The 22,630-nt window shown below is 39.2% G+C and carries 23 protein-coding genes and 1 pseudogene; 5 read left to right on the top strand and 19 right to left on the bottom strand.

Features of this window, described 5'->3' with window-relative positions:
• Window positions 1–715: 715 nt before the first annotated feature.
• From HF992_RS04690 to HF992_RS04670, 5 genes are all read right to left on the bottom strand, one after another.
• A complete protein-coding gene (locus tag HF992_RS04690; RefSeq protein ID WP_246201234.1) occupies window positions 716–856 on the bottom strand; it encodes a bacteriocin in 141 nt (46 codons plus the stop codon).
• Window positions 857–1,384: 528 nt separating this feature from the next.
• A complete protein-coding gene (locus HF992_RS04685) occupies window positions 1,385–1,714 on the bottom strand; it encodes a CPBP family intramembrane glutamic endopeptidase (RefSeq protein WP_168548896.1) in 330 nt (109 codons plus the stop codon).
• Between the two features lie 753 nt (window positions 1,715–2,467).
• Window positions 2,468–2,941, bottom strand: coding sequence for an IS200/IS605 family transposase (tnpA, locus tag HF992_RS04680; protein WP_168548895.1), 474 nt, complete (start codon window positions 2,939–2,941; stop codon window positions 2,468–2,470).
• A 189-nt stretch (window positions 2,942–3,130) separates the two neighbouring features.
• Window positions 3,131–3,421 carry a bacteriocin immunity family protein gene (locus HF992_RS04675; protein WP_168548894.1) on the bottom strand — a complete coding sequence of 97 codons (291 nt, stop codon included), beginning with the start codon at window positions 3,419–3,421 and terminating at the stop codon, window positions 3,131–3,133.
• A gap of 5 nt (window positions 3,422–3,426) precedes the next feature.
• Window positions 3,427–3,675, bottom strand: coding sequence for a garvicin Q family class II bacteriocin (locus tag HF992_RS04670; protein WP_168548893.1), 249 nt, complete (start codon window positions 3,673–3,675; stop codon window positions 3,427–3,429).
• Between the two features lie 299 nt (window positions 3,676–3,974).
• Here HF992_RS04670 and HF992_RS04665 point away from each other — a divergent pair.
• Window positions 3,975–4,290: pseudogene (locus HF992_RS04665) on the top strand (cysteine peptidase family C39 domain-containing protein); the annotation flags it as partial.
• A gap of 65 nt (window positions 4,291–4,355) precedes the next feature.
• Here the strand turns inward: HF992_RS04665 and HF992_RS04660 are convergent.
• From HF992_RS04660 to HF992_RS04630, 6 genes are all read right to left on the bottom strand, one after another.
• Window positions 4,356–4,772, bottom strand: coding sequence for a hypothetical protein (locus HF992_RS04660; protein ID WP_168548892.1), 417 nt, complete (start codon window positions 4,770–4,772; stop codon window positions 4,356–4,358).
• 209 nt (window positions 4,773–4,981) lie between these two features.
• Window positions 4,982–5,200, bottom strand: a complete 219-nt coding sequence (locus HF992_RS04655; RefSeq protein ID WP_246201233.1) for a bacteriocin immunity protein — start codon at window positions 5,198–5,200, stop codon at window positions 4,982–4,984.
• A gap of 743 nt (window positions 5,201–5,943) precedes the next feature.
• Window positions 5,944–6,225 carry a hypothetical protein gene (locus HF992_RS04645; protein WP_168548891.1) on the bottom strand — a complete coding sequence of 94 codons (282 nt, stop codon included), beginning with the start codon at window positions 6,223–6,225 and terminating at the stop codon, window positions 5,944–5,946.
• A gap of 1 nt (window position 6,226) precedes the next feature.
• Window positions 6,227–6,592, bottom strand: a complete 366-nt coding sequence (locus HF992_RS04640) for a hypothetical protein (RefSeq protein ID WP_168548890.1) — start codon at window positions 6,590–6,592, stop codon at window positions 6,227–6,229.
• 982 nt (window positions 6,593–7,574) lie between these two features.
• The gene (locus tag HF992_RS04635; RefSeq protein ID WP_168548904.1) at window positions 7,575–7,865 is read right to left on the bottom strand and encodes a hypothetical protein; all 291 of its coding nucleotides are present in this window, start codon (window positions 7,863–7,865) and stop codon (window positions 7,575–7,577) included.
• Window positions 7,866–7,867: 2 nt separating this feature from the next.
• Window positions 7,868–8,074, bottom strand: coding sequence for a Blp family class II bacteriocin (locus HF992_RS04630; RefSeq protein WP_168548889.1), 207 nt, complete (start codon window positions 8,072–8,074; stop codon window positions 7,868–7,870).
• Between the two features lie 300 nt (window positions 8,075–8,374).
• Here HF992_RS04630 and HF992_RS04625 point away from each other — a divergent pair, with 300 nt between their 5' ends.
• From HF992_RS04625 to HF992_RS04615, 3 genes are all read left to right on the top strand, one after another.
• Complete coding sequence (locus tag HF992_RS04625; RefSeq protein WP_168548888.1) at window positions 8,375–10,528, top strand: peptide cleavage/export ABC transporter; 2,154 nt, start codon at window positions 8,375–8,377, stop codon at window positions 10,526–10,528.
• Window positions 10,529–10,539: 11 nt separating this feature from the next.
• Window positions 10,540–11,901 (top strand): bacteriocin secretion accessory protein, encoded by a 1,362-nt coding sequence (locus HF992_RS04620; RefSeq protein ID WP_168548887.1) that lies wholly within the window; start codon window positions 10,540–10,542, stop codon window positions 11,899–11,901.
• Between the two features lie 98 nt (window positions 11,902–11,999).
• Window positions 12,000–12,155 (top strand): ComC/BlpC family leader-containing pheromone/bacteriocin, encoded by a 156-nt coding sequence (locus tag HF992_RS04615; RefSeq protein WP_168548886.1) that lies wholly within the window; start codon window positions 12,000–12,002, stop codon window positions 12,153–12,155.
• A 47-nt stretch (window positions 12,156–12,202) separates the two neighbouring features.
• On the opposite strand, the gene HF992_RS04610 is transcribed toward HF992_RS04615, so the two are convergent.
• From HF992_RS04610 to HF992_RS12355, 3 genes are read right to left on the bottom strand one after another with little or no spacing between them, the layout of a single operon-like run.
• Window positions 12,203–13,546, bottom strand: coding sequence for a GHKL domain-containing protein (locus HF992_RS04610; protein ID WP_168548885.1), 1,344 nt, complete (start codon window positions 13,544–13,546; stop codon window positions 12,203–12,205).
• 13 nt (window positions 13,547–13,559) lie between these two features.
• Complete coding sequence (locus HF992_RS04605; RefSeq protein WP_168548884.1) at window positions 13,560–14,297, bottom strand: response regulator transcription factor; 738 nt, start codon at window positions 14,295–14,297, stop codon at window positions 13,560–13,562.
• Between the two features lies 1 nt (window position 14,298).
• Window positions 14,299–14,631, bottom strand: coding sequence for a LytR/AlgR family response regulator transcription factor (locus tag HF992_RS12355; protein WP_425505590.1), 333 nt, complete (start codon window positions 14,629–14,631; stop codon window positions 14,299–14,301).
• 215 nt (window positions 14,632–14,846) lie between these two features.
• Between HF992_RS12355 and HF992_RS11950 the strand changes: the two genes are divergently transcribed.
• Window positions 14,847–15,227, top strand: coding sequence for a hypothetical protein (locus tag HF992_RS11950; protein WP_246201232.1), 381 nt, complete (start codon window positions 14,847–14,849; stop codon window positions 15,225–15,227).
• 153 nt (window positions 15,228–15,380) lie between these two features.
• Here HF992_RS11950 and HF992_RS04590 read toward each other — a convergent pair whose 3' ends face one another.
• The 5 genes from HF992_RS04590 to HF992_RS04570 form a co-directional block, all read right to left on the bottom strand.
• The gene (locus tag HF992_RS04590; protein WP_168548882.1) at window positions 15,381–16,544 is read right to left on the bottom strand and encodes an ATP-grasp domain-containing protein; all 1,164 of its coding nucleotides are present in this window, start codon (window positions 16,542–16,544) and stop codon (window positions 15,381–15,383) included.
• A gap of 9 nt (window positions 16,545–16,553) precedes the next feature.
• Window positions 16,554–17,294 carry an esterase family protein gene (locus HF992_RS04585; protein WP_168548881.1) on the bottom strand — a complete coding sequence of 247 codons (741 nt, stop codon included), beginning with the start codon at window positions 17,292–17,294 and terminating at the stop codon, window positions 16,554–16,556.
• A 996-nt stretch (window positions 17,295–18,290) separates the two neighbouring features.
• A complete protein-coding gene (locus HF992_RS04580) occupies window positions 18,291–19,118 on the bottom strand; it encodes an alpha/beta hydrolase (RefSeq protein ID WP_168548880.1) in 828 nt (275 codons plus the stop codon).
• A gap of 514 nt (window positions 19,119–19,632) precedes the next feature.
• Window positions 19,633–21,072, bottom strand: coding sequence for a 6-phospho-beta-glucosidase (locus HF992_RS04575; protein ID WP_168548879.1), 1,440 nt, complete (start codon window positions 21,070–21,072; stop codon window positions 19,633–19,635).
• Window positions 21,073–21,356: 284 nt separating this feature from the next.
• A complete protein-coding gene (locus HF992_RS04570; protein WP_168548878.1) occupies window positions 21,357–22,526 on the bottom strand; it encodes an MFS transporter in 1,170 nt (389 codons plus the stop codon).
• Window positions 22,527–22,630 lie beyond the last annotated feature (104 nt).

The raw sequence follows: 22,630 nt of genomic DNA, 5'->3' as shown, positions 1-22,630 counted from the left end.
TTTTCTTAACAATCTCTACGCCATATCGATCCATGAGTCTAACCATATATTTTATATTAGAGATATTAACATCATATAGTTTTCCAATCTTTGTCCATGTCATCCCTTGTTTTTTCAAATGATAAATTGTTAATTTATCTTCATAACTTAATTTCATACAAAAAGCACCCCAATTGTTAGATTTTGTGTCTAACTTTTGGGGTGCAGTTCAGCTTGGAGGTTTTCTCAATTCAGATGTTCAAAAAAATGATAAGAAGCGCTTTCCTATAAAAGAATAGCTTATTTGGCTGATACATTATCAAAAGTGATACAATCACTCAGTTAATAATATTACTCCATAAAAAATATTTACTCATCAAATTTATTATTGCTTAGATTTAGAAAATTATTGGACTAGAATTCATAGCAACTATTCTTATATTTTTCTATTTGAAAGTCCATAAAAGTTCTACCGTTTTTTCTAGCTCCACTTATCCTCGAATTGAAATAAACACATTAATGGAGTCATTAATAGGAAGAAATCTAACCAATTCTGATACTTCATGATATATGATATAATACCAGCTATGACGAATAGATATAAGGCAGTACGATAACCTCTCTTCGGATTTTTGTCAGCTCCAGTGTTAACAACAATGTATACACAACAAAAAGTACATAGAATGAGTTGAATTATAGCATCATTTAACATATAAACTACTCCTTTTATATTAAATTATTTTGGTGGTCTTAATTGATAACTTAAATAGCCACCTACTACAGCTCCACCTAGTGCACAAATAAAATAAGCTTGAGGACCACCAGCAATACAAGTTTGTCCAGCCTGAAATGCTCCTGATAGAGTACCTACAGCCACATCTGCTCCTAATCCGCCTCCAGAAATTACTTAGTTCCTGATCAGTTATAATATTGTATTTCAACATCAATTTCATCTCCTTTTAAGGCCAAATATTATCAGCAATTGCAGTGAAGGCACCCCCAAGTTTAGCGCCAGCCTAAGCACAAGCAGAAGTCATAGCCCATGTAGCTCCACCTGCCGCACACATGCTAACACCAATAGCTGCTCCATAAATACTTCCTTTTCCTACTGCTCCCCAATCAGTTCCCCCTCAACAGTAGCCAGAGCATCAGCATTAAGAACATTGAATTGTTCCATTGTTGTTGTATTCATGATGAATACCTCCTTTATGATATAGATTTATATTTTGTCGGGTTGCAACCCAACACTCTTAGTATAGCACTTCTTCAAAAAATAGTTCTCCCATTTCCTGAACAGTCATCGAAACGTCCTAAACAGTAACATTTTACCGTTTAAGACGATTTAACTACTATTCAAATTCGTTTTGAGGATGAAGCAAGCTTTCAACTGTCTGTTTTTTTCATATTAAGTCAAAATTAAAATGAGATAATTAACAACAGATACAATAACTAGTAGCCCATTATTAAGAAGATGAACAATAATCGAATCAACAATATTATTACGTCGGGCATATGCCAGATAGAAAATAGCCCCTAGTCCGAAATAAACGACAAATTCAACTGGACGCATGATATGTAACAAAGCAAAAATTGATGAACTGACTAATAATTTTAACCATTTCTGTTGCTTTTTAAAGAAATATTGACTAAAGAATCCTCTAAAAACTAGCTCTTCCATGATCGGAGCAAATACACCGATAGCAATGTGAAATATTGCAAAATATAAAAGAAACATCTGAGGGTCCTGCCCCCACAAAATGAGACATAATCATGACCACCCGTCAAACGGGTGGTTTGAACAAGGGCTATAAGCCCACGATACCAGCCAGCGCCTAAAGACGCTGGCTTTCACGTTGTTCAAGCCTAACTGCTTTTGACTCGTCACAAACCTCTCAAAGAGGTGTTGGTATTACTTACCATTATCCCTAAAGGAATTTTTATTACCCACCTCATTTATTCTCACCTTCTTTGTAAGCAGAAGGAGTTATACATTGACTTGAAATATTTTTCGCTCTCATAGAAGCCTCCTTTTACAATATCTTATTATATTTCTATGATTCTTAAAATAGGGATACAGTGCTGAAAAACCCGAATTATCAAGCTTTTTTCTCTGTATCCCTATTATATCTCAAGCCCACTTTGTGTGTGATAAACTATGTGCTTTTTGAGCCCCTCAACTTTTTTATTTTTAGGTTTCGGCAAAAATCATCCACTGGATAATTTTTCTCCTCCTTTCGCTCTACAATAGGCTTGAACACCTTTATTGTATCGCGTTTGGAGTTTTTTGGTATAACCTGCGATGCGCACCCGCATAGCGGGTGGTTTATTGGTCACGCACCTTCGGAGCGTGACGGACTTAAACAAGACCACCAGTGTGAACTGGTGGTTTGTTCTGCGGCTGTAAGCCGATTGTTCCGGCCAGGGCCAAAGGCCCACCGAATCGGTCTCCTCTCGCACCACTTTCTCGGGCTGGTGCTAAAGCACCTCGTTACCTCTTCTTATTGACCTCTCCAGTAAACGGATCAACTGCCTCAAATAAAGTCAGTTGATCTGCCAACTGGTCCTCTCGCAATTGATTTCTGATGTACTCACTGATGGCTTTCTGTTTGCGACCAACTGTGTCAACATAATAACCACGACACCAAAACTTCCTGTTGCCATACTTATATTTTAAGTTGGCATGTTTATCAAAAATCATCAGACTGCTCTTACCTTTCAAATACCCCATAAAACTTGAAACACTTATTTTCGGGGGAATACTCACAAGCATGTGAATGTGGTCCGAGCAAGCATTAGCCTCGTGAATGTGAACGCCTTTGCGGTCGCACAGGTCTCGAATAATCTTACAGATACTAGCTTTATGGCGACCATAAATGATTTGACGACGATATTTGGGAGCGAAAACTAAATGATAGTTACAATTCCATGTTGTATGTGATAGACTTCTATTTTCCTCTCTCATGAGGGCCTCCTTAATGATATGATAAAGTGGTGGGGAAACCAGTTCTATCTTATCTTCTTGTAAGGCATTTTTTAATACCACGCTGAAAGCTCTACGGAACCACTAGCATAGCTAGTGGTTTTCGAAGGACAAAAAGAGCACCAACTAACAAAACTGGTGCCAAAATTTAGTCAAGGTGAAACAACAAAACTATCTAATTACCCCAAGTGAAACAATCCCTCGGGCAATATTTTTTTTCTGTTCGCTATATTTAGAAATTTTTTTATAAAATTCAGCAATTTTGGGACTTAATGTTTTACCTTTAGAAATATTTTCCACTGAAAGTAATCGGATATTTTCTGACAAATCAATGATAATACGTCCTTGATTGGTATCGTCTTTTATTAAATTTTTAAAACGTATAAGAATTAACCGCTCATCGTCGGTAATATCTTTCTCTAAAATTAGATTATAGAGTGACTCTATTAGCAGTTCCTCCATAATCTCTACCCACGATACCCTGGATGGAAGTACCCTCCAGCTAGAGAAGAAACCCAGCCATTAACCATTACATCAACAGTTGCTTCAAAAGGACTTTTAGTTACAATATAGGCCCATTTCCCATCTGGATAGCGACAAGAGTATCCATTAGCTCCTGCCATGACAAATTTACAGTCACCTTTACTTCCCCCTTCAACAGTCGCAAGAGCATCAGCATTAAGAACATTGAATTGTTCCATTGTTGTTGTATTCATGATGAATACCTCCTTTATGATATAGATTTATATTTTGTCGGGTTGCAACCCAACACTCTTAGTATAGCACTTCTTCAAAAAATAGTTCTCCCATTTCCTGAACAGTCATCGAAACGTCCTAAACAGTAACATTTTACCGTTTAAGACGATAATAGAACCGTTCAGGAGTTCTTTTTAACTCCAAGATTTTTCTGTGCTTTGCCATTCAGGACGTTTCGATGACCATTTAAGATTTAGACGTTTTTTTCTTTAAATTTTTGTCATAATAGTCTTGTCACCAACAAGAAAGGATTTGACAAATGACAGCTTACAGACGAACTTTTGTTCCTCAAATCGATGCCAGAGACTGTGGTGTGGCTGCTTTAGCCTCTATTGCCAAGTTTTATGGCTCTGATTATTCCCTAGTCCATTTGAGAGAATTGGCCAAAACCAATAAGGAAGGAACGACCGCTCTTGGTATCGTTAAAGCAGCCAAAGAGATGGGCTTTGAAACCAGAGCCATCCAGGCGGACATGAGCCTATTTGATATGGATGACATTCCCTATCCCTTTATCGTACATGTCAATCAAAGAAGAAAAACTGCAACACTACTATGTGGTCTATCACAACAAAAAAGCTAACGAATGGCGTTAACTTTTCTTTTTGATAAATGTAAATTGATAACATAATGGAATCAATAGTTACTTTTTATAATATTTTAAACCCCAGATAAGTAGAACAAGTAACATAAAGCTAATTATTGAGCATACTAGAGCAATTATTTTTTGAAAATTATCTATCACACTGAAATAACGAAAAATACATATCAAAAGCAAAATGAAGGTTCCAAAAATATAAATGACTTGAATGTTTCTAGGGTTTGAAATAGTATGATTACCTTCATTGCTTACTTTAATATTTTTCATTTCTCTTATAAAGAAAATATTAGTAATAATATTTGCTATAAAGAAAATACAAAAAATTACTTTTGAAATCAACGATAGCTTTAAAAATTCACCAGAAAAAATCATAAATAATATCGCTATAGCAGGTATCTGACCTAACAGCAAACGATATAATTGAAATTTCTGATACCGAGAAATTTTAAGGTTCATCATTCTAATTCCTTCCTTTCATTTCACTCAAGACACGACACTGTATAAAGTGTTGTGCTCCTTATTTTGGACTATACTGTAAAGTGAGAAGACCTGTGTCTTTATTCTTTAGCTCAAATTTCTTTGATACAATTTCAATAACCATACCTTATATTAGATAATTTTCTTAGTTTCGCTATTTTATTAGATTGTTCCTCTGACAAATGAAGACCTTACTCAATTAATACATGAGACATTTCAATATTAAGACGACTAAGAATATATGGAACCGAACCTGCACCATTCTTCAACTCATTGTAATAAGAAATCAGTAAGGAATATAACGAGTCAAGATGATTCTCATCCTTTAAATCTTGGATGAGTAGTTCTAATATGCTAATAGCTTCATCTCTTCTTTCTGTTCCTCCTGAGAACCATTTTAATCTATTCATTATACTGGCCACGATCCCCCAGAATTCCAGCCGGCTTTCCCTCCTGTTAATAAGTTCATTACTGAACTATTTGCTCTAAAAGTAAAAGTCTCTGACAAGTTTACCATCCCTCTTTCTTATTATCATAGTACAAACCATTACCATAAGAGTTTATCTTACCCCCTTCAACTTTAGAAAGACAGCCCCCATTAAGCGTACTAAATTGTTTAATTGATTTCATATTGAATAACTCCTATGTCATTTATTTTATCATGTTGCTACTTGACAACCTCAGTATACCATTTTGTTTATAAAAACTATCTTCATTTCCTGAACAGTCATTTAATTTTCCCAATGGACATGAATTCTAACTAGTTTTTATTCTATTTTAACATTGAGTAATTGTGCTTTTAATGATTTTCATACTTATAAAGTAGCCTTTTTGATAAATACATATTTAGAAAAGTTGCTATCAGTACATAGACAGATCCACCTATTATTGACAAGAAAGCTAATAAATATGAAAAATTATAAAACAAAACAGTTAAAATAAAAGACGATGAAAATATCATAGAAAGAACTTTAACTGTACCTATTTTTAATATTTTAGGGGTAAGTCTATCTAGTATTTTTGAATTGGGAAAATAAAGAATTTTTCTCATAAAACTCCTTTCTGTCCAGAAAAAATGGTATATCCTTTTGCATTTAAAATATGCACTAAATACTTATTTGATACTGTTCTTAAAATTATATAATTATTTTGGCTAGGGAATTGGAAAGGTATTTCCTTCATCTGCTGGCAATAGAGGTATCGTTTGAAGACATAGTACCTCAAAGCACCCCAGATCAATAGATAAAAGGCAATAGTCTAGCAGCAACCACGTTAAAAATATTGAATCCGTGAAAAAGGCACTAAGCTCAAGGATGGTAAATACTGAGATAAAAACATTGGCCATCTTATCTGTGTTCAGACTGTAACCCCCTGAGCATAACTTGTCCCAAGCGTCATTTTCAGGCTGATACACAAAATCTCTGAAATCTTTCATCTTAACTCTTTTCTAAACTGGTTTGTGGAAAAGCTACCAACAAAACATTATTAACCATCAATGAGGCTGTTCCCAAACTGTCCTTTGAAAAAATCAGAACTGCTACTGTAAAAACAATGCCTATTATGGCAAAGATTTTAAACGATAGCAACTGTTGCTTTGGCCAATGATTAGTGAGCTGATGGTGACGTCCAAAGTAATAAACCAATCCAAACAACACCACATGTCCTAGGGTCAATACCCCCATAAGAAGGTGATAGACATCTCTATCGATAAGCCCCCTAAATACCCATGTCAAAAACACAAGAAGACCAATTGCGACGCTGACCCAATGGCTTCTACGCATGTTTGATACTAGTGATTTCATTTTTTTACCTCATTTATATCGTTAATAAGCATAACTAATCAGTCATATTGATTAAAGCCATTCATTAACTTTCAAATTATTTTTTTTGTAAGCTTTTGTTAATAGACACAAGGAATCCAGATGAAAAGTAAAATACTAATACATTGATTAGGTAAAATTTTATCTGGGAAGTTGTTTCACTATTGAATAGCAAAACAATGTAGCGCCCTACAGCTAAAACTGTCTCAATAATATTTTTTCGTAGAAATTCTTTAAAAATTGCCATAACTTCCTGAATGGTAGGACTAGCCATATTATGGCTGTGTTTTTCTTCTCTATACGAATTAACTCTCTCGTAGCCTTAATTGTTGTTAAATTTCATTTTTCTTTCGATAAATGTTATCATCTAAAATAGTCTAAACACTTTGACATAAATTACTAATAATGCTTAGTTAATTAAAGGAAAAACACCTCCTATCAGATGTTCAAAAAAATGATAAGAAGCGCTTCCCTATAAAAGAATAGCTTATTTGGCTGATACATTATCAAAAGTGATACAATCACTTAGTTAATAAATACTACTCCATAAAAAATATTTACTCATCAAATTTATTATTGCTTAGATTTAGAAAATTATTGGACTAGAATTCATAGCAACTATTCTTATATTTTTCTATTTGAAAGTCCATAAAAGTTCTACCGTTTTTTCTAGCTCCACTTATCCTCGAATTGAAATAAACACATTAATGGAGTCATTAATAGGAAGAAATCTAACCAATTCTGATACTTCATGATATATGATATAATACCAGCTATGACGAATAGATATAAGGCAGTACGATAACCTCTCTTCGGATTTATAATTTTTCTCGAAATCCTAAACAGTAACATTGAATTTATGAATGCCTCCTTATGTGATATTATTTTAATGGATTTCTCAAAAATTAACAACAGGATAAAATCATTGAAAGCATGTGACAAATGAAAGAGATTTAATGAACAATTACTTATCTTCAATAGGAAGGTAGTGCTTTCTAAAATAAGATTTTGGAACAACTTTACCATTGGTTAAATCAACATAATCTCCGATATTTCCAAAGGTATATATGCTATAACCGTAGTGTTCACTATTATTAGCCCACCTAGGATATAAGGCTGGCATTAATATACGCAGACGATTGTCAACCCATTGGAAGATATTTTTCTTGAAAGCCATAAAGACCCAATCAGGCATTTCAGAAGAGCGTGAAATCTCCCAAACTTCTACCTCTTTCCTTTTATAGATAGCTTTCATAATCAGCAAGCATTTGGCGTACCACCTGTGCCATAAGGTGAACATGATCTTGGAGTCGGTAATTTTTTCCCATTTAACTGTTCAAGGGTAGGCCCACCATCAAATGCACTAATTGCACCACCTAAGAATAATCCCCAGAAGCCTCCTTCAACAGTAGCGAGAGTTTCTGCATTCAACGTATTAAAGCGTTCCATTGTTTTTGTATTCATGATGAATACCTCCTTTATGATATAGATTTATATTTTGTCGGGTTGCAACCTGGACAAGTCTAGTATAGCACTTCTTCAAAAAATAGTTCTCCCATTTCCTGAACAGTCATCGAAACGTCCTAAACAGTAAAATTTTACCGTTTAAGACGATAATAGAACCGTTCAGGAGTTCTTTTTAACTCCAAGATTTTTCTGTGTTTTGCCATTCAGGACGTTTCGATGACCATTTAAGATTTGGACGTTTTTTTCTTTAATTTTTTGTCATAATAGTCTTGTCACTAACAAGAAAGGATTTGACAAATGACAGCTTACAAACGAACTTTTGTTCCTCAAATCGATGCCAGAGACTGTGGGGTGGCTGCTTTAGCCTCTATTGCCAAGTTTTACGGTTCTGACTATTCCCTAGCTCATTTGAGAGAGTTGGCCAAAACCAATAAGGAGGGAACAACCGCTCTTGGTATCGTTAAAGCAGCCAAAGAGATGGGCTTTGAAACCAGAGCCATTCAGGCTGACATGAGCCTCTTTGATATGGATGACGTTCCCTATCCCTTCATCGCTCACGTCAATAAAGAAGGCAAACTGCAACACTACTATGTGGTCTATCATAACAAAAAAGACCACCTCATCATTGGTGACCCTGACCCTACGGTCAAAGTCACTAAGATGACCAAGGAGCGGTTTGATTCTGAGTGGACAGGTGTCGCTATCTTTCTCGCACCAGAGCCCAGCTATAAACCTCACAAGGATAAAAAGAACGGCCTGATGAGTTTTCTCCCCTTGATTTTCAAGCAACGTTCTCTTATCTTTTATATCGTCTTGGCTAGCCTTTTGGTGACGCTTATCAATATTGGTGGTTCTTACTACCTGCAAGGGATTTTGGATGAATACATCCCTAATCAGATGAAGTCAACCTTAGGTATTATCTCCATCGGTCTCATCATCACCTACATCCTCCAGCAGATGATGAGTTTCTCACGGGATTACCTCTTGACCGTACTCAGCCAGCGGCTAAGTATTGATGTGATTCTTTCCTATATCCGTCATATCTTTGAATTACCGATGTCCTTCTTTGCAACAAGAAGAACCGGTGAAGTTATCTCACGTTTTACAGATGCTAATTCAATCATTGATGCTCTGGCTTCGACCATTTTGTCACTTTTCCTTGATGTTTCCATCTTAACCATCGTTGGTGGTGTACTTTTAGTACAAAATACCAACCTTTTCCTTCTCTCTCTGATTTCAGTTCCCATTTACATCATCATTATTTTTACTTTTATGAAACCATTTGAGAAGATGAATAACGATGTGATGCAGAGCAATTCCATGGTCAGCTCTGCCATTATCGAAGACATCAACGGCATTGAAACCATCAAATCCTTGACCAGCGAAGAAAGCCGCTACCAGAAGATTGATAGCGAATTCGTAGATTACCTGGACAAATCCTTCAAACTCAGTAAATACTCTATCCTTCAAACCACCCTTAAACAGGGGGCTCAGCTCATTCTAAATATTGTCATCTTGTGGTTTGGGGCTCAGCTAGTCATGAACGGACACATTTCTGTTGGACAACTGATTACCTTCAACACCCTTCTATCTTATTTTACCAATCCTTTAGAAAATATTATCAACCTCCAAACCAAACTCCAGTCTGCCAAGGTCGCCAACAATCGTCTGAATGAAGTCTACTTAGTTGAATCTGAATTCAGAAACAGTCAGACCTTAACGGATTCACAGTTCCTAGCTGGTGATATTCGTCTTGAAGATCTTTCCTATAAGTACGGTTTCGGGCGAGATACCCTATCGGATATCAATCTGACCATCAAACAGGGCGATAAGGTCAGTCTAGTGGGGATTAGCGGCTCAGGAAAAACAACCTTAGCCAAGATGATTGTCAACTTTTTTGAACCTTATAAGGGACGAATAACCATTAACAACAATGACCTTAAACTGGTTGATAAAAAGACGTTACGACAGCACATCAACTACCTCCCCCAACAAGCTTATATTTTTAGTGGCTCGATCTTAGAAAACCTAACTTTGGGAGCTAATCAAATGATTAGCCAAGAAGATATTATCAGGGCTTGTGAGATAGCAGAAATTCGCCAAGATATCGAACAAATGCCCATGGGTTATCAAACAGAATTGTCCGATGGGGCAGGCTTATCAGGTGGGCAAAAACAACGGATTGCTTTGGCTAGGGCTCTCCTTACTAAAGCTCCTGTTCTTATTCTTGATGAAGCCACTAGCGGCCTTGATGTGCTAACAGAGAAAAAGGTCATTGATAATTTAATGGCCATGACAAACAAGACCATTATCTTTGTCGCACACCGCCTCAGTATTTCTGAGCGAACCAACCAAGTTATCGTTCTTGACCAAGGGAAGATCATTGAGACTGGTTCACATCACGAATTGATGACCAAACAAGGTTTCTACCATCATCTATTTAGCAAGTAAGGAGACTAAGCATGAACCCTAATTTGTTCAAAAGTGCTGAATTTTACCAGCGGCGCTACCATAATTTTGCGACACTCTTAATTGTCCCCTTGATATTATTAGTCGGTTTTCTTATAACCTTCTCCCTTTTTGCCAAAAAGGAGGTTACCGTTACATCAAGAGGTGAGATTACTCCGACGACAATCATCGCTTCCATCCAATCCACCAGCAATAACCCTATCACAATAAATAATCTAGCCAATAATCAGCTGGTTAAAAAGGATGAGCTCATCATCCAGTACGCTGAAACTATGGAAAGCTCTCAAAAGCAAGCCCTAGAAACCCAGTTAGCCACTCTAAATAGACAGAAAACTGGACTCGAAATCCTCAAAGCAAGTCTGTCTCAGGGAACAAATCTCTTTACAGAGGAAGATGAATTTGGCTATATCAATACTTTTAACAACTTTATCACCCAATCGCAGGACATCGAACTAGGGATTTCCAAAATCAATGCCGAGGTAAGTAACCAAGCCGCCCTAACAGGTAATACCATTGCTGCAATTGACAGCCAAATCAATCACCTCTACCACCAGATTTCAGAATACGAGGAACTTCGCCAAGCTATTACCAATAAAAGTTTGAGTTTGTCATCTGGAAACCCACACCAAGCCACCTTAAACAATTTCTTAGCCCAATCCCAGCAAGACTCCCAGACAGGATTAACTGATCAATACCTTTCTCAAATCAACCAAAGCATCTCAGGGCTAGAATCATCCATAGCTAGTCTGAATATCCAACGAGCTGGAACTGGTTCTGTTGCGACCTATGATAACAGTTTTGGAACAAAGGTTGAGGTCCTAAGAACACAGTTTTTACAAACGGCCTCTCAACAGCTGACCACACTTGAAACACAAATCACAGAGCTAACGGCACAGCTAGAGCAAGCCTCCGTCCGACTAGAGAACAATACAATTATAGCCCCAGACACAGGTGTCATTCATCTCAATAGTGAATTCGAAGGTAAGTCACTGATTCCAAATGGTAGTGAAATCGCTCAAATTTACCCCGATCTCCATCATACCCAAGAAGCCCTCATCACTTACTATGTGACCTCAGAGCATGTCGCCTTACTCAAGGAAAAACAAGAAGCACGGCTGAGCTTGGCAAAGGTTGGTAATCAGAACATAACTATTATCGGAAAGATTCAGTCTATCGATAAAACTGCTACTAAAACCGAAGGAGGGAATCTTTTCAAAGTTACCGCATTAGCTCAATTATCCGACAAGAATAGTGACGTCATCCAGTACGGTCTCCAGGGTCGAGTCACGAGTGTCATTGCTAAGAAGACTTACTTTGATTACTATAAGGATAAAATTTTATCCAACCATGATTAACCATTTAGGAAAGTTAAATGACTGTTCAGGATTTGAATGTCAAAAATCTCCATATTTTGCGTACAATAAATTAAAACTTATATAAAGGAGGTCCTCATATGACCAAGCAAACAAAATCACTCACGCATTTCTCAGAACTAAGCTCTTCAGAACTCCACCGCATCTCTGGCGGAGACTGGTGGAGCGATTGGATGAAACTTTTTCCTAGGCCAAAACAAGCCATAGACAGCAATAATAAACATAAACTGGGCTAACATCAAAAAATCTGGACCGAGGGATTAAATCCCATGGTCCAACTTTTTTATTTCGATGACAAGTCAATTTCTAGGGATTGACAAAACAGATAAGATACACTAGTCGTGTTCAATGATACGTGTGGATACCGCTCTAGAATTTTCATGACATTATATAAACCAATACCTCTGCCCTCACCTTTGGAACTATAACCAAAGGCATAAAGTTTTGAAAGGTCAACTCTTTCTTCCTTGGTGGTATTTTCGATAATAAACATCTGCTTATTATTGACCGTCAAAAAAGCTATCCTTACCTTTGGTATGGCGGCGTCTATGGCAGCGTCTATGGCGTTGTCACATAATATCGATACGATGGTGATAAAATCTACCAGCTCCACTCCTTGTGGCTTAATCACTTCTGGCACCTCCAAGCTAACTGATACATTGTTATCATTAGCCTGTAAGAACTTGGAGGCCAGTAGACTTTTCAAGGCGGAGTTATCAATATTGACCAAGCGTCCGATATCATATTTACTGGCTCGAAATTGTTTACTTGAATCTTTTAATACTGTTTGGTAAATGTCTCTTATTTGCTCAATGTCATTATCTTCAATAGCCAAGCGTAATGTGGTCATCAGATTAGCGTAATCATGCCTAAAACCTTTCACTTCACGATAAAGATCCTCAACTTGATTACTATAATCTTCCAAGCTTTTGAGCTGCAAGGCTTGTTGAAAGTCAAGCTGTTCTTGTAGCTTTTTTCGCAAATGGAAATCAAGTTGTTTGATGATTCCCATGAAAATCACAAGATAGAGTACGAGGATCAATTGACGATAAGCCATGGTCGGTAATCCTATTTCATGTTCTAAATAAGTTAAGGTTTGCATCAAGAGGTAGTAGGCAACCATTACCCAGTTAGCCAGATAGAGGATTCGTTTATCTTCAGCTACAAGATTGTCCGTTCTTAACTTGACAAAGTCATACTTTAGCCATTTCAAAAAGAAAAGAACAGCCGATATAGACAAGATATTAACGAGAACAAAGGTTGGTGTGTCTTCTATCACTCCTGGAGACTGACCCAATAAAGGTAAAATAAAATAGGTCACCATGCGATAAAAGAGATTTTCTAAGGCAAAGGGAAGCAAGCCATAGAAAATCAATAGGGTTTTAGGCAGCGGTCTTAAAAACACAATAGCTAATAATAGGCCATACAACGGTTCAACAAAATAAGAAAAAAATTGATTTGAAAATAACTGATTTAAGGTCGCGAAAAGGGCTGAAACGGGTACTCTGAGCAGAATGACCAAGAGGATTGAACGGATGGAATACTTTAGGCGGTTAATACTAAAAAAGAGAATGATAATCGAAACAAATGAAACCAGCACCTCGACAATATACTCAATAACTGACATACCATCTCCTTAATCAATGCAACCTATCAACAGCGTCCAAGATTGATTCCAGTTTTTGCCTCGAGATAAAACAAGAAGAGCCATTAGGAAAATATACCTGCTTTTCATATCTATCCACTTTAACAACATTTCTTGGATTTATTGCAAATGAACGATGGCATTGTAAAAGTCGTTTATCTTGTTTCAAAATATCAGACAAACTGGCTGTAAATTCCATTCGGTCTGTTTTGGTATAAAGGATAACACGATGAGGACGTGGAGAAGTCTCAATATAGTACACTTCATTGAATGGGTATTGTACTTGAGCATGTTTTGACTTGAAATAAAATGAATCATCCGATACTGCATTATGCTTCTTACCATGAACATGACATAAAGCCGCGTCTATCCGCGATTCAAATTCAGTAGCTCCAAGCTCTTTATCAATGTAATCTAGGGCAGATACCTGATATCTGAAAGATAGGGGCATAAACTCAGAGTGAGTTGTCACAAAAACAATGCTAGCATAAGGATCAAACTCTCTAATTTGCTGAGCGACTTGAAGGCCTTTCAGCTCTTCTTCCCTAATTTCAATATCTAAAAAGAATAGCTGGTGCACTCCTTTTTCTTCGATTAGCTGAAGTAACTGATCCGGTTTTCCTGAAATTTCAAATTTTTTCGGAACTATTTGATGCTTCTCTAAAAGCTTAGTAATAATCTTCTCGATTCTCGTTTGTTGTTGAAAATCATCTTCTAACACAAAGATATTCATTCTAAATTTCTCCTCTGTTAGTCCACTGAAGCAGTATATCCTGATAACGACGTCTGGAAAAAGTAATGTGATACTCTCCTTTTTCTCCGAGAAAAATAAGCTTCTTCCGAGAATTTATAGCCTTAATTTTTGAACAATTAACCAGACTAGACCGATGACATCTCACAAAATAGTCCGGATACATTTCCTCTATGTTTTGTAGCTTTTGTAACCACTCATGGGTCTCTGTCTCAGTCACAATTTGAATATAATGTGGCTTGGATGGATGTGATCTGATATATAGGATATCTGACAGCAACACTTTCTTTGTTTCAGCTTTGACTTTGATAATCATAAAGTTCATAGGTATATCCTCCTATGAACACTATAGCATAGGAGCAACATCATATTCCCTTCAAATCCCAAATGGTCATCCAAACGTCTTGAATGGTAATATTTTACCATTTAGGAAAGTTAAATGACTGTTCAGGAAATGAAACTCACTAAATCAACAATAACTGATATAATTAAATTCCTAAATAATCGAAAAAGAACGGATACAGGGATACTATGATTAACATCTTGCCTTATTCCCCATTAAGTATTTTTAGCGCAATCATCATTAAAGGTTACTTAATCAGTCATCAGATTTATTCAAAAATCAAACTATCTTTCTCTTATTATCCTTATAATTCCTATACTCCTACCACCTATTTTATCATAAAATCGAAATATTTAACATCCGACCAGATGAACGGTTACTTACGAGATATACGAACTTATTCAGAACTAGCAACTATCATTATTATTGGCCAAAATATCGATTATGAAGAGCTCTTTAAAAATCATTATCGGGTATTTGGCGTGATTGATATCACTGAGAATAAATCGTTAACCTTTCTCCGCAATCAGATTCACTTTTACTTGGATGGTCTCTATAAAAAACAGTGAGACTGATACTCAAAGAAAATCAATCTAGCTTAGGAAACGAAGCTGATGATAGAACTGGAGTTCATCGAAGCAAGTTTACAACGGCTATCTTTGATTTTCAAAGAGTATGGGCAAGACAGCCTCTCTAGCTGTTTTCCCCCAGTCTCCTTCTTTCTATTGATTTTCTGTCACAAAGGAATAAATCTCATCAATCAATTCTGTCTCGTCAAATACAAAGAAATAATTGACATCACCCAGCAATTCCGAGAAGGCACCTTTTAAATCCTTCTGGTCAATCAGGTACTGACCATACTTGGCCTTGATCTCCTCATCGCTGTAGCGGTAACTGGTCTGATGGCGTCGCGACACCACAAAGGAATACTGGGAGAAGTCTCGCTCAGGAAAGGTCTCGCCAGCTATCATGGCAGCATAATCGTGGAAGAGGTTAATCCGATGACCATGGTTATATACATCAACGGTGTAACCACCTGCAGCGCGGTTATTGTACTCGATCGCCACATAGGAACCATCTTCGTAGCGGAAAAACTCGATATGGAAGAAGCGCTCCTTCATACCAAAGGCCTTGACCGCTGCCCGACCGTAATCTCTTAGGACAGGATCAATCTCTTTCTCAGCATAGTAGCCCATATCCAGCTGATGTTGAACCATGTCAAAGGGGGTGTTGTTATAGGTCAAGCTAGTCTCGTAAATGATGTTACCGTCGCGATCAACTAGGCCGTCATAAGTGCAGACAACCGCCTTGTCCACGAAAGCTTCCAGAAAATACGGTGTCTCCCCATCCCAGGCTTCCTTGAAAGCCTCGACAGAAGCTTCATCCGTCAACTTAAAGACACCCGAAGCTCCGACACCACTATCTGGCTTGGCAATCAAGGGGAGGCCTATTTTTTTGACGATTTTTTCAACATCCTTCAACTCTTCTGCCACCTTGCCAGGCACAACAGGGATTCCTGCCTTTTTGAAGTACTTCTTCATCTTAGACTTGAACTTGGTCTTTTTCAAATGCTTGTAGCCCATGCCAAACACATTAAACTGCTCCCGCAAGGCTGCATCGTGCTCTAGCCAATGCTCATTCTGGGACTCGATCCGATCAAAGGGGCCATGCTTGTAAAAGAGGAAGGCCGCTGCTCTCTTAACTTCATCTAGATTTTCCAGATCTTCCACTCGGAAATATTCTGTCAAAGCTGCTTGTAGATCTGCTCCTAGTTGTTCATAGGGTTCTTGACCAATGGCTAAAACCGTGATGCCTTTCTTGGCTAATTCAATAGAAAATTGTTGAAAATTTTCAGGATAATAAGGCGAAAGGACTAAATAATTCATAAAAACCTCCTAAAATCCTAGTGCTGTCAGAAAATAAGGCATTTGCACGCGCCACCATTCCCAGTCGTGGGCAACATCTGTCCCCCATTCATCAAACCAAGCAGGAAGCTGCTTCTGGGCAAAGGCCTCCTTCAACTGATAGTAAGACGGCAAGCCATCCTGCTCCCAGGCACCAAGCCCTGTACAGACAACAATATCCGCTCGGCGGTAGCGGTCAATAAACCAGCCGTCGTTTTGCTGCCAAATATAGTCCGCCGGAGAATTGTAATAGACTGCCAAATCATCTCCAAAATCACCCCCGAAGAAACGAGCGTCATAGACACCAGACAGAGCAATGACCTTGCTGAAAACATCTGGGTGCTGGAGGAAGAAATTCAGCGCATGGTAAGCTCCCATAGAACAGCCCGTGGTCATCATGGAATCAAACCATCCCGTCTTATGCTTGATGAAAGGGATAGCTTCTAAGATCACATAGCGATCATAGGCCTGATGGGCCAAGGCACGATCGTGAACGGGCTTATGATTTGCCAACCAGCTCTCACTATCGATAGAACTCAGGGTAAAAAACTGGATGTTGCCTGCCTCAATAAAGGACTGACAAGCCTCAATCATACCAAAATCAGCATACTCATTGTGACTACCACCAGATGACGGAAAAACGACAACTGGCATCCCTGCATGGCCATATCGGTTTAAAACCATTTCCCGTCCCAACTGACCGGACCAGTGACTTAACGCTTCAAAGTGCATAGGAAATCCTCATTCATTCTTATAGTAATATAGGTCTACTGTTATTTTACCATAAAATTCTGAAAATTACAGAAAAAGATCTCTGTAACTGTTTTCTGCACCGATTCTCAGCGCTGTTTGATAAGCCTTGGCAAAACTGCTGCTTGCCAAAGGAGAAGCCGACTCCTCCGCAAGACTGCTCTCCATCAGGCAAGCATTGCATCGATGATTGGAGCATACGTCTCTCAACTGCTTCTGCCTGAGGCTGGACAAAAAGTCAGCTCTATCGGAACCATGGTAGAAAAAACAGCTTGACGCAGTGGTTGGGAGCTTGGACAGCCTGGGGTTAGGCTGTCCAAGCTTGTCCCCTAGAAATTGGAGAGAAACAATGCTGACTTTGCCAGTTTTAGCGTTTCTCCTGTGTAGTTCCAAAGGTCCGGGGGACATTTGGAAGTTGGAAATAAAGCTGACAACGTCAGTGTCAAAAGGAACTTTAGTACCAAGTAACCACTACTGATTGGTAGTTTTGTCCGCTTTTTAGGCTTCAAAGCTGACCTAATCAACTGTGCGGAGGTAGGAATAAAACTGTCCAGTGGACAGTTTCAGGTCTGAACCTTGAAATAAAAAAGCGAAGACGAACGCTTTTTCGTTTGTTGGAGTTCTTTCCCGCTCCCTGTTTAACTCATCTCATAGTTTTCTTGCACCACTATAAATGGCTATTCTAATGCTCTACCGATGAGGAACCGAGGATTCCTTTGGATTGATTGTGGCGTCTCCATTTTGTCGCTGATGGATCTCCTGTGAAGCCATGAATGATTCAGCCTAGTCCCATCAGCTGCCTGACTGATCCAGCTAGTTTTTTTCTTTTTTAGCCCTTTAAGCTGAGCCAACAATTATCCTGAAACTTTGGCCGTTTTTCTAGTACTTCAGTAGCTTCTACATTGATAGGTTGCTGGAGAGAATCTTGTAAAAAAAGCGTGATACGTCTGGTTTTCCCCAAGAGGTATCACACTTGTTTTATTCCCATTCCTCGCTTAAGAAGCGCAGGCACTCTGGCAGATAACTGGCCCAGACATGCTCATGGTGGATAGCACCGACAACGACATTCAGTTTGATATGCTCTAGGGGCAAGCCTGCCTCTAGGAGCTGACGGTAGTATAGCAGGGATTCATCAATATAGAGTTGCTTGATATTGCCCTGAGTCAAGGTCGCATCCGTATCATCGCCCTCATCGGTCCCAACTTGAATGTAAACCCTCTGATCAGGAGCCAGACGATGACGCTTAATAAATCGGTCAAACTCCGCTCGATTAAGCCAATTAGCTGATGAAAAGACACCCAGGCTACCGATTTGCTCCTGGTAAACAACCCCCATGAACTGGGTAATATTGCCTCCAAGGGAAGACCCTACCATGGCAGTGTGTTTCCGGTCTGCCTTGGTCCGATACTGCTTATCGATAAAGGGCTTGACTACTTCCATGACAAATTCTGCATATTCAAGTCCCTTCCCCCCCATATCCTGGTCCTCTGGTGAAATCACATTGGAAAAGCGCCAAGGGGCATATTCGTTCAAACGAGAGATATGATTATCAATGCCGACAACAATCATCCGTGGAATATCTGGATTGCGCTTGAGAGTCGGAATGACCTTCCAAGAATAGCCCGTAAAAGCTTCCTTACTGTAAAAAACATTTTGACCGTCATGCATGTAAACCACAGGGTATCGGCGCTCAGTGTCCGCATGGTAATCCTTAGGCAAAAGCACACGAATACGGCGCTTTTCTCCCAGATAGGGAACATCTAGAAAGTGGGTTTCCATGTCCAGGTAAAAGTAGTGCTTGTTCATCCAGTGCCTCCCTGTCTCATCTCTTAAGTGCTATTACGAATCCTGATCTGACTGTCTCAAAAGAGGCTCCACCTCAAGGATTAAATCTGCTTTCCTAGATTATACACTAAATATAGGCCCTTGCAAACTAAAATTTTCTCTCCTTATCAAAGGCAAGATCCACACATCGTTTTATCGCCACTCCTGCTTCCTGCTCATGCCGAAACGACAATCAACATTTGAGTTAATGGGTGATCATTGGACAACTCTTTTTAAGTAATCGGCCAACCCAAAAGTCATCGACAAGAGCATTGTGCTCAGATTTGGCGTTTAAACAAGTAGCCAATACATGATCGGCTGTTCTAAACATCACACACCTTTTTCGAAAATCTCCATCACCCTAAAGGGGATTTTTTCTGGAAAAAGGGGGTATCCAATTAGTGTGTTATAGCCTTAGCCGTGAAGGCTATAGCCAACATTAGATGACACAAAAGATCTAATCGTCAGGATAGTCACTACTCCTTACGCGTTGGCATTAGCCTAAATTAGCGCCATTGCTGGCTGTGACTTGCTTGTACCAGTCATAAGAATCTTTCTTAGAGCGCTCAAGTGTGCCATTGCCTTCATTGTCACGATCAACATAGATGAAGCCGTAGCGCTTTTTCATCTCGCCAGTCGTAAAGGACACACAGTCGATACAGCCCCAAGGCGTGTAGCCCCACAGCTCTACGCCATCTTCATTGATGGCTTTTTCCATTTCCTGAATATGGCTGCGCAGGTAGTCGATGCGGTACTGGTCATGGACAGAGCCATCTGCTTCTTTGACATCGATAGCCCCAAAGCCGTTTTCTACGATAAAGAGTGGCTTTTCATAGCGCTCATAAAAGGCGTTAAGGGAATAGCGAAGTCCCACAGGATCAATCGCCCAGCCCCAGTCCGAAGCCTTGATGAAGGGGTTGACGACACTGTATGGATTAGAGGCTTCAATAGCATCTGATACATCGCTCTGTTCTTTTTGCGAATCAACGACATTACTCATATAGTAGCTAAAGCCAATATAGTCGACAGTGCCTTCTGCCAAAACCACCTTATCCTCCTCAGTGATTGGAATCTTGAAGCCCTTGCGTTCAAACATTTTGAGGCTATAAGCTGGGTAGTGGCCACGGACCTGAACATCACAGAAGAACCAGCGATCGTGCATGGCTTGATTGGCTAAAAGGATATCCTCTGGACGGCAAGAATAAGGGTAGATAGGCACCATGGCAATCATGTTTCCAATCTTAAAGTCAGGGTTAATCGCCTTACCAATCTTAACCGCACGAGCAGATGCTACCAAAGTGTGGTGGCCACAGATATACATCGCTTCTTCAGGATTATCATAGTCTCCAAAATGAGCACCAGAGTTTGTCCAACCAAAGATGTCATTGTGGTAGTTCATCTGGTTGTTAATTTCATTGAAGGTCATCCAATACTTGACCTTATCCTTGTAGCGCTTGAAGACAACTTCCGCAAACTTGACAAATTGGTCCACCGTATCACGACTCATGAATCCACCATTTTTCTTGGCTAATTCGTACGGCATCTCAAAGTGAGAAAGAGTGATAACAGGCTCAATACCGTATTTCAAGAGTTCATCAAAGACATCATCGTAGAATTGAAGCCCCTCTTCGTTTGGCTCTGTTTCAAAGCCTGTCGGGAAAATCCGTGACCAGGCAATCGAAGTCCGGAAACACTTAAAACCTAAATCCGCAAACATAGCAATATCTTCCTTGTAGCGATGGTAAAAATCAATCCCCACATGGTTTGGATAATAATTACCCTCTACTACACCGTCTGTAATCACCCGAGGCACACCATGAGCACCAGCGGTCATCACATCCGCCACGCTGAGACCTTTAGAGGTTTCAAGCACACCACCTTCAAATTGGTGGGCAGCTAGGGCACCGCCCCAGAGGAAATTTTTTGGAAACGACATAATAAAAACTCCTTTATAATAGACTTGACCTCTTAACTATACCATACTCCAAGTCAAAAGAAACACCCTCGCCCTAGTTTGGACAAAGGTTTCACTCATTTGGATCCGTAGAGGCTATTTATTGAAACGCTGTTCTAACCCTTTTAAAGGCCACTTAGTAGCAAATCACCCTGTATCCCCCAAAGGGACAATGAGATATTAGAGCTAATGCAGTTTCCATTTTATATAAATAATGGGGGGGAGACTGATGTAGAAACAATCTTTGATAGAGTGCTATCCATCTGTTAGCTAAACAGGCGCTTTTCCTGACCACTAGGAAGCTGCAAAAATGGTAGAAGAGTTAAAACTAAGAGGCCTAGACCAGCCAAAGCAAGACACATAAGACTGTAGGAACCATGATCCAGCAATTGACCAACTAAATACTGGGTAAGAATGGATCCTAGACTTCTAGCCACTTGGACAAAGGAAAGAGCTGTAATCAGAAAGCGCTGATCAACGAGAGAAGCCACTATCTTCATATTAGTCATAATAAAGAGCATACCGCTTGTATGTTTGGCTAGCAAAGTCATTCCTATCTTGGCAGTCAGACCAAAATTCAACCCATAAACCGTAAATTGCACGATAACTAGAACCAGGACGACGGTAAACAACTGACGGCTGGTCATCTGATCCATAAATTTGTAAGAAAAAAGAGTCAAGGGAGATTCACAGAGAACAGAGATAGCCACAACTGTTGTTGCCAAATTGACCGATAGCCCAGAATCTTCCAGCATAGCTGGAGTATAGGTATGGCCAGCCATCATGACTCCTGAGACAATCATGGCTAAAACCAGGTAAAAGAGATACGTCTTATTCTGGAAAAGCGCTAGTCGAACTGGCTCAAGTGGCTTGATCTCAGCCGTTTGAGTCAGACGATCATCTTGGGTCCCCTCTGTTCCCCAAATGCCAACGAGAGCTAGGAGCATACTGGCCATAAAGGCTGCAAAAATCGCCTGTGGCGCAATATAATCATAAATTAGACCAGCTACCTGATTCCCTAAAGCAAAACCAAAGGTGCCCCAAATTCGGATTTTCCCATAACCATAAGGACCAGTGGTTGCCATTTTTTCCATAACAGGAACACTCCCATTAACTAAAAGCAGAATCCAACTGTAAGCTAGAGCAATGGCCACTAGATTTTGATTGGTCAAAAGGACAAGTCCTCCTGGTAAACTAGTTAAAAGCAAAAAACCGGTTATCTTTTTCGCACCAAAACGATCATTGAGCCAACCGATCAAGGGCTGGCTAACCATTGAAGCAACAAAGGAAAACGACACTACTAAGGAAACCTGACTCGCTTTATAGCCTAAATCCAAAAGATAGACTGAAATCAAAGCAGAAAACAAAGCCCAGGCCAAGTAGTAAAAGAGGTACATCATCAGATATGCTAGGTAGCTACCCTTAAAAGTTTTCATATATCACCATCTCTTTGCATTTATTCCTTCGTTATGATACCATGATTAGTGATAAATGCCTATCCTAATTGATGATTTGGGAACAAGGTTCTCAAAAATGAGCG

Origin of the sequence: Streptococcus ovuberis (assembly GCF_012396585.1) — a bacterium.
Taxonomy (GTDB): Bacteria; Bacillota; Bacilli; order Lactobacillales; family Streptococcaceae; genus Streptococcus; species Streptococcus ovuberis.
Note: the sequence above shows the minus strand (reverse complement) of the source record. Positions and strands in the feature narration are given on the sequence as shown.

What these genes read in the sequence shown, in the direction of transcription:
- HF992_RS04685 (WP_168548896.1), bottom strand. Translation starts at nt 1,714, where the DNA reads ATGTTTCTTTTATATTTTGCAATATTTCACATTGCTATCGGTGTATTT.
- tnpA (WP_168548895.1), bottom strand. Translation starts at nt 2,941, where the DNA reads ATGAGAGAGGAAAATAGAAGTCTATCACATACAACATGGAATTGTAAC.
- HF992_RS04675 (WP_168548894.1), bottom strand. Translation starts at nt 3,421, where the DNA reads ATGGAGGAACTGCTAATAGAGTCACTCTATAATCTAATTTTAGAGAAA.
- HF992_RS04670 (WP_168548893.1), bottom strand. Translation starts at nt 3,675, where the DNA reads ATGAATACAACAACAATGGAACAATTCAATGTTCTTAATGCTGATGCT.
- HF992_RS04660 (WP_168548892.1), bottom strand. Translation starts at nt 4,772, where the DNA reads ATGATGAACCTTAAAATTTCTCGGTATCAGAAATTTCAATTATATCGT.
- HF992_RS04655 (WP_246201233.1), bottom strand. Translation starts at nt 5,200, where the DNA reads ATGAATAGATTAAAATGGTTCTCAGGAGGAACAGAAAGAAGAGATGAA.
- HF992_RS04645 (WP_168548891.1), bottom strand. Translation starts at nt 6,225, where the DNA reads ATGAAAGATTTCAGAGATTTTGTGTATCAGCCTGAAAATGACGCTTGG.
- HF992_RS04640 (WP_168548890.1), bottom strand. Translation starts at nt 6,592, where the DNA reads ATGAAATCACTAGTATCAAACATGCGTAGAAGCCATTGGGTCAGCGTC.
- HF992_RS04635 (WP_168548904.1), bottom strand. Translation starts at nt 7,865, where the DNA reads ATGAAAGCTATCTATAAAAGGAAAGAGGTAGAAGTTTGGGAGATTTCA.
- HF992_RS04630 (WP_168548889.1), bottom strand. Translation starts at nt 8,074, where the DNA reads ATGAATACAAAAACAATGGAACGCTTTAATACGTTGAATGCAGAAACT.
- HF992_RS04625 (WP_168548888.1), top strand. Translation starts at nt 8,375, where the DNA reads ATGACAGCTTACAAACGAACTTTTGTTCCTCAAATCGATGCCAGAGAC.
- HF992_RS04620 (WP_168548887.1), top strand. Translation starts at nt 10,540, where the DNA reads ATGAACCCTAATTTGTTCAAAAGTGCTGAATTTTACCAGCGGCGCTAC.
- HF992_RS04615 (WP_168548886.1), top strand. Translation starts at nt 12,000, where the DNA reads ATGACCAAGCAAACAAAATCACTCACGCATTTCTCAGAACTAAGCTCT.
- HF992_RS04610 (WP_168548885.1), bottom strand. Translation starts at nt 13,546, where the DNA reads ATGTCAGTTATTGAGTATATTGTCGAGGTGCTGGTTTCATTTGTTTCG.
- HF992_RS04605 (WP_168548884.1), bottom strand. Translation starts at nt 14,297, where the DNA reads ATGAATATCTTTGTGTTAGAAGATGATTTTCAACAACAAACGAGAATC.
- HF992_RS12355 (WP_425505590.1), bottom strand. Translation starts at nt 14,631, where the DNA reads ATGATTATCAAAGTCAAAGCTGAAACAAAGAAAGTGTTGCTGTCAGAT.
- HF992_RS11950 (WP_246201232.1), top strand. Translation starts at nt 14,847, where the DNA reads ATGATTAACATCTTGCCTTATTCCCCATTAAGTATTTTTAGCGCAATC.
- HF992_RS04590 (WP_168548882.1), bottom strand. Translation starts at nt 16,544, where the DNA reads ATGAATTATTTAGTCCTTTCGCCTTATTATCCTGAAAATTTTCAACAA.
- HF992_RS04585 (WP_168548881.1), bottom strand. Translation starts at nt 17,294, where the DNA reads ATGCACTTTGAAGCGTTAAGTCACTGGTCCGGTCAGTTGGGACGGGAA.
- HF992_RS04580 (WP_168548880.1), bottom strand. Translation starts at nt 19,118, where the DNA reads ATGAACAAGCACTACTTTTACCTGGACATGGAAACCCACTTTCTAGAT.
- HF992_RS04575 (WP_168548879.1), bottom strand. Translation starts at nt 21,072, where the DNA reads ATGTCGTTTCCAAAAAATTTCCTCTGGGGCGGTGCCCTAGCTGCCCAC.
- HF992_RS04570 (WP_168548878.1), bottom strand. Translation starts at nt 22,526, where the DNA reads ATGAAAACTTTTAAGGGTAGCTACCTAGCATATCTGATGATGTACCTC.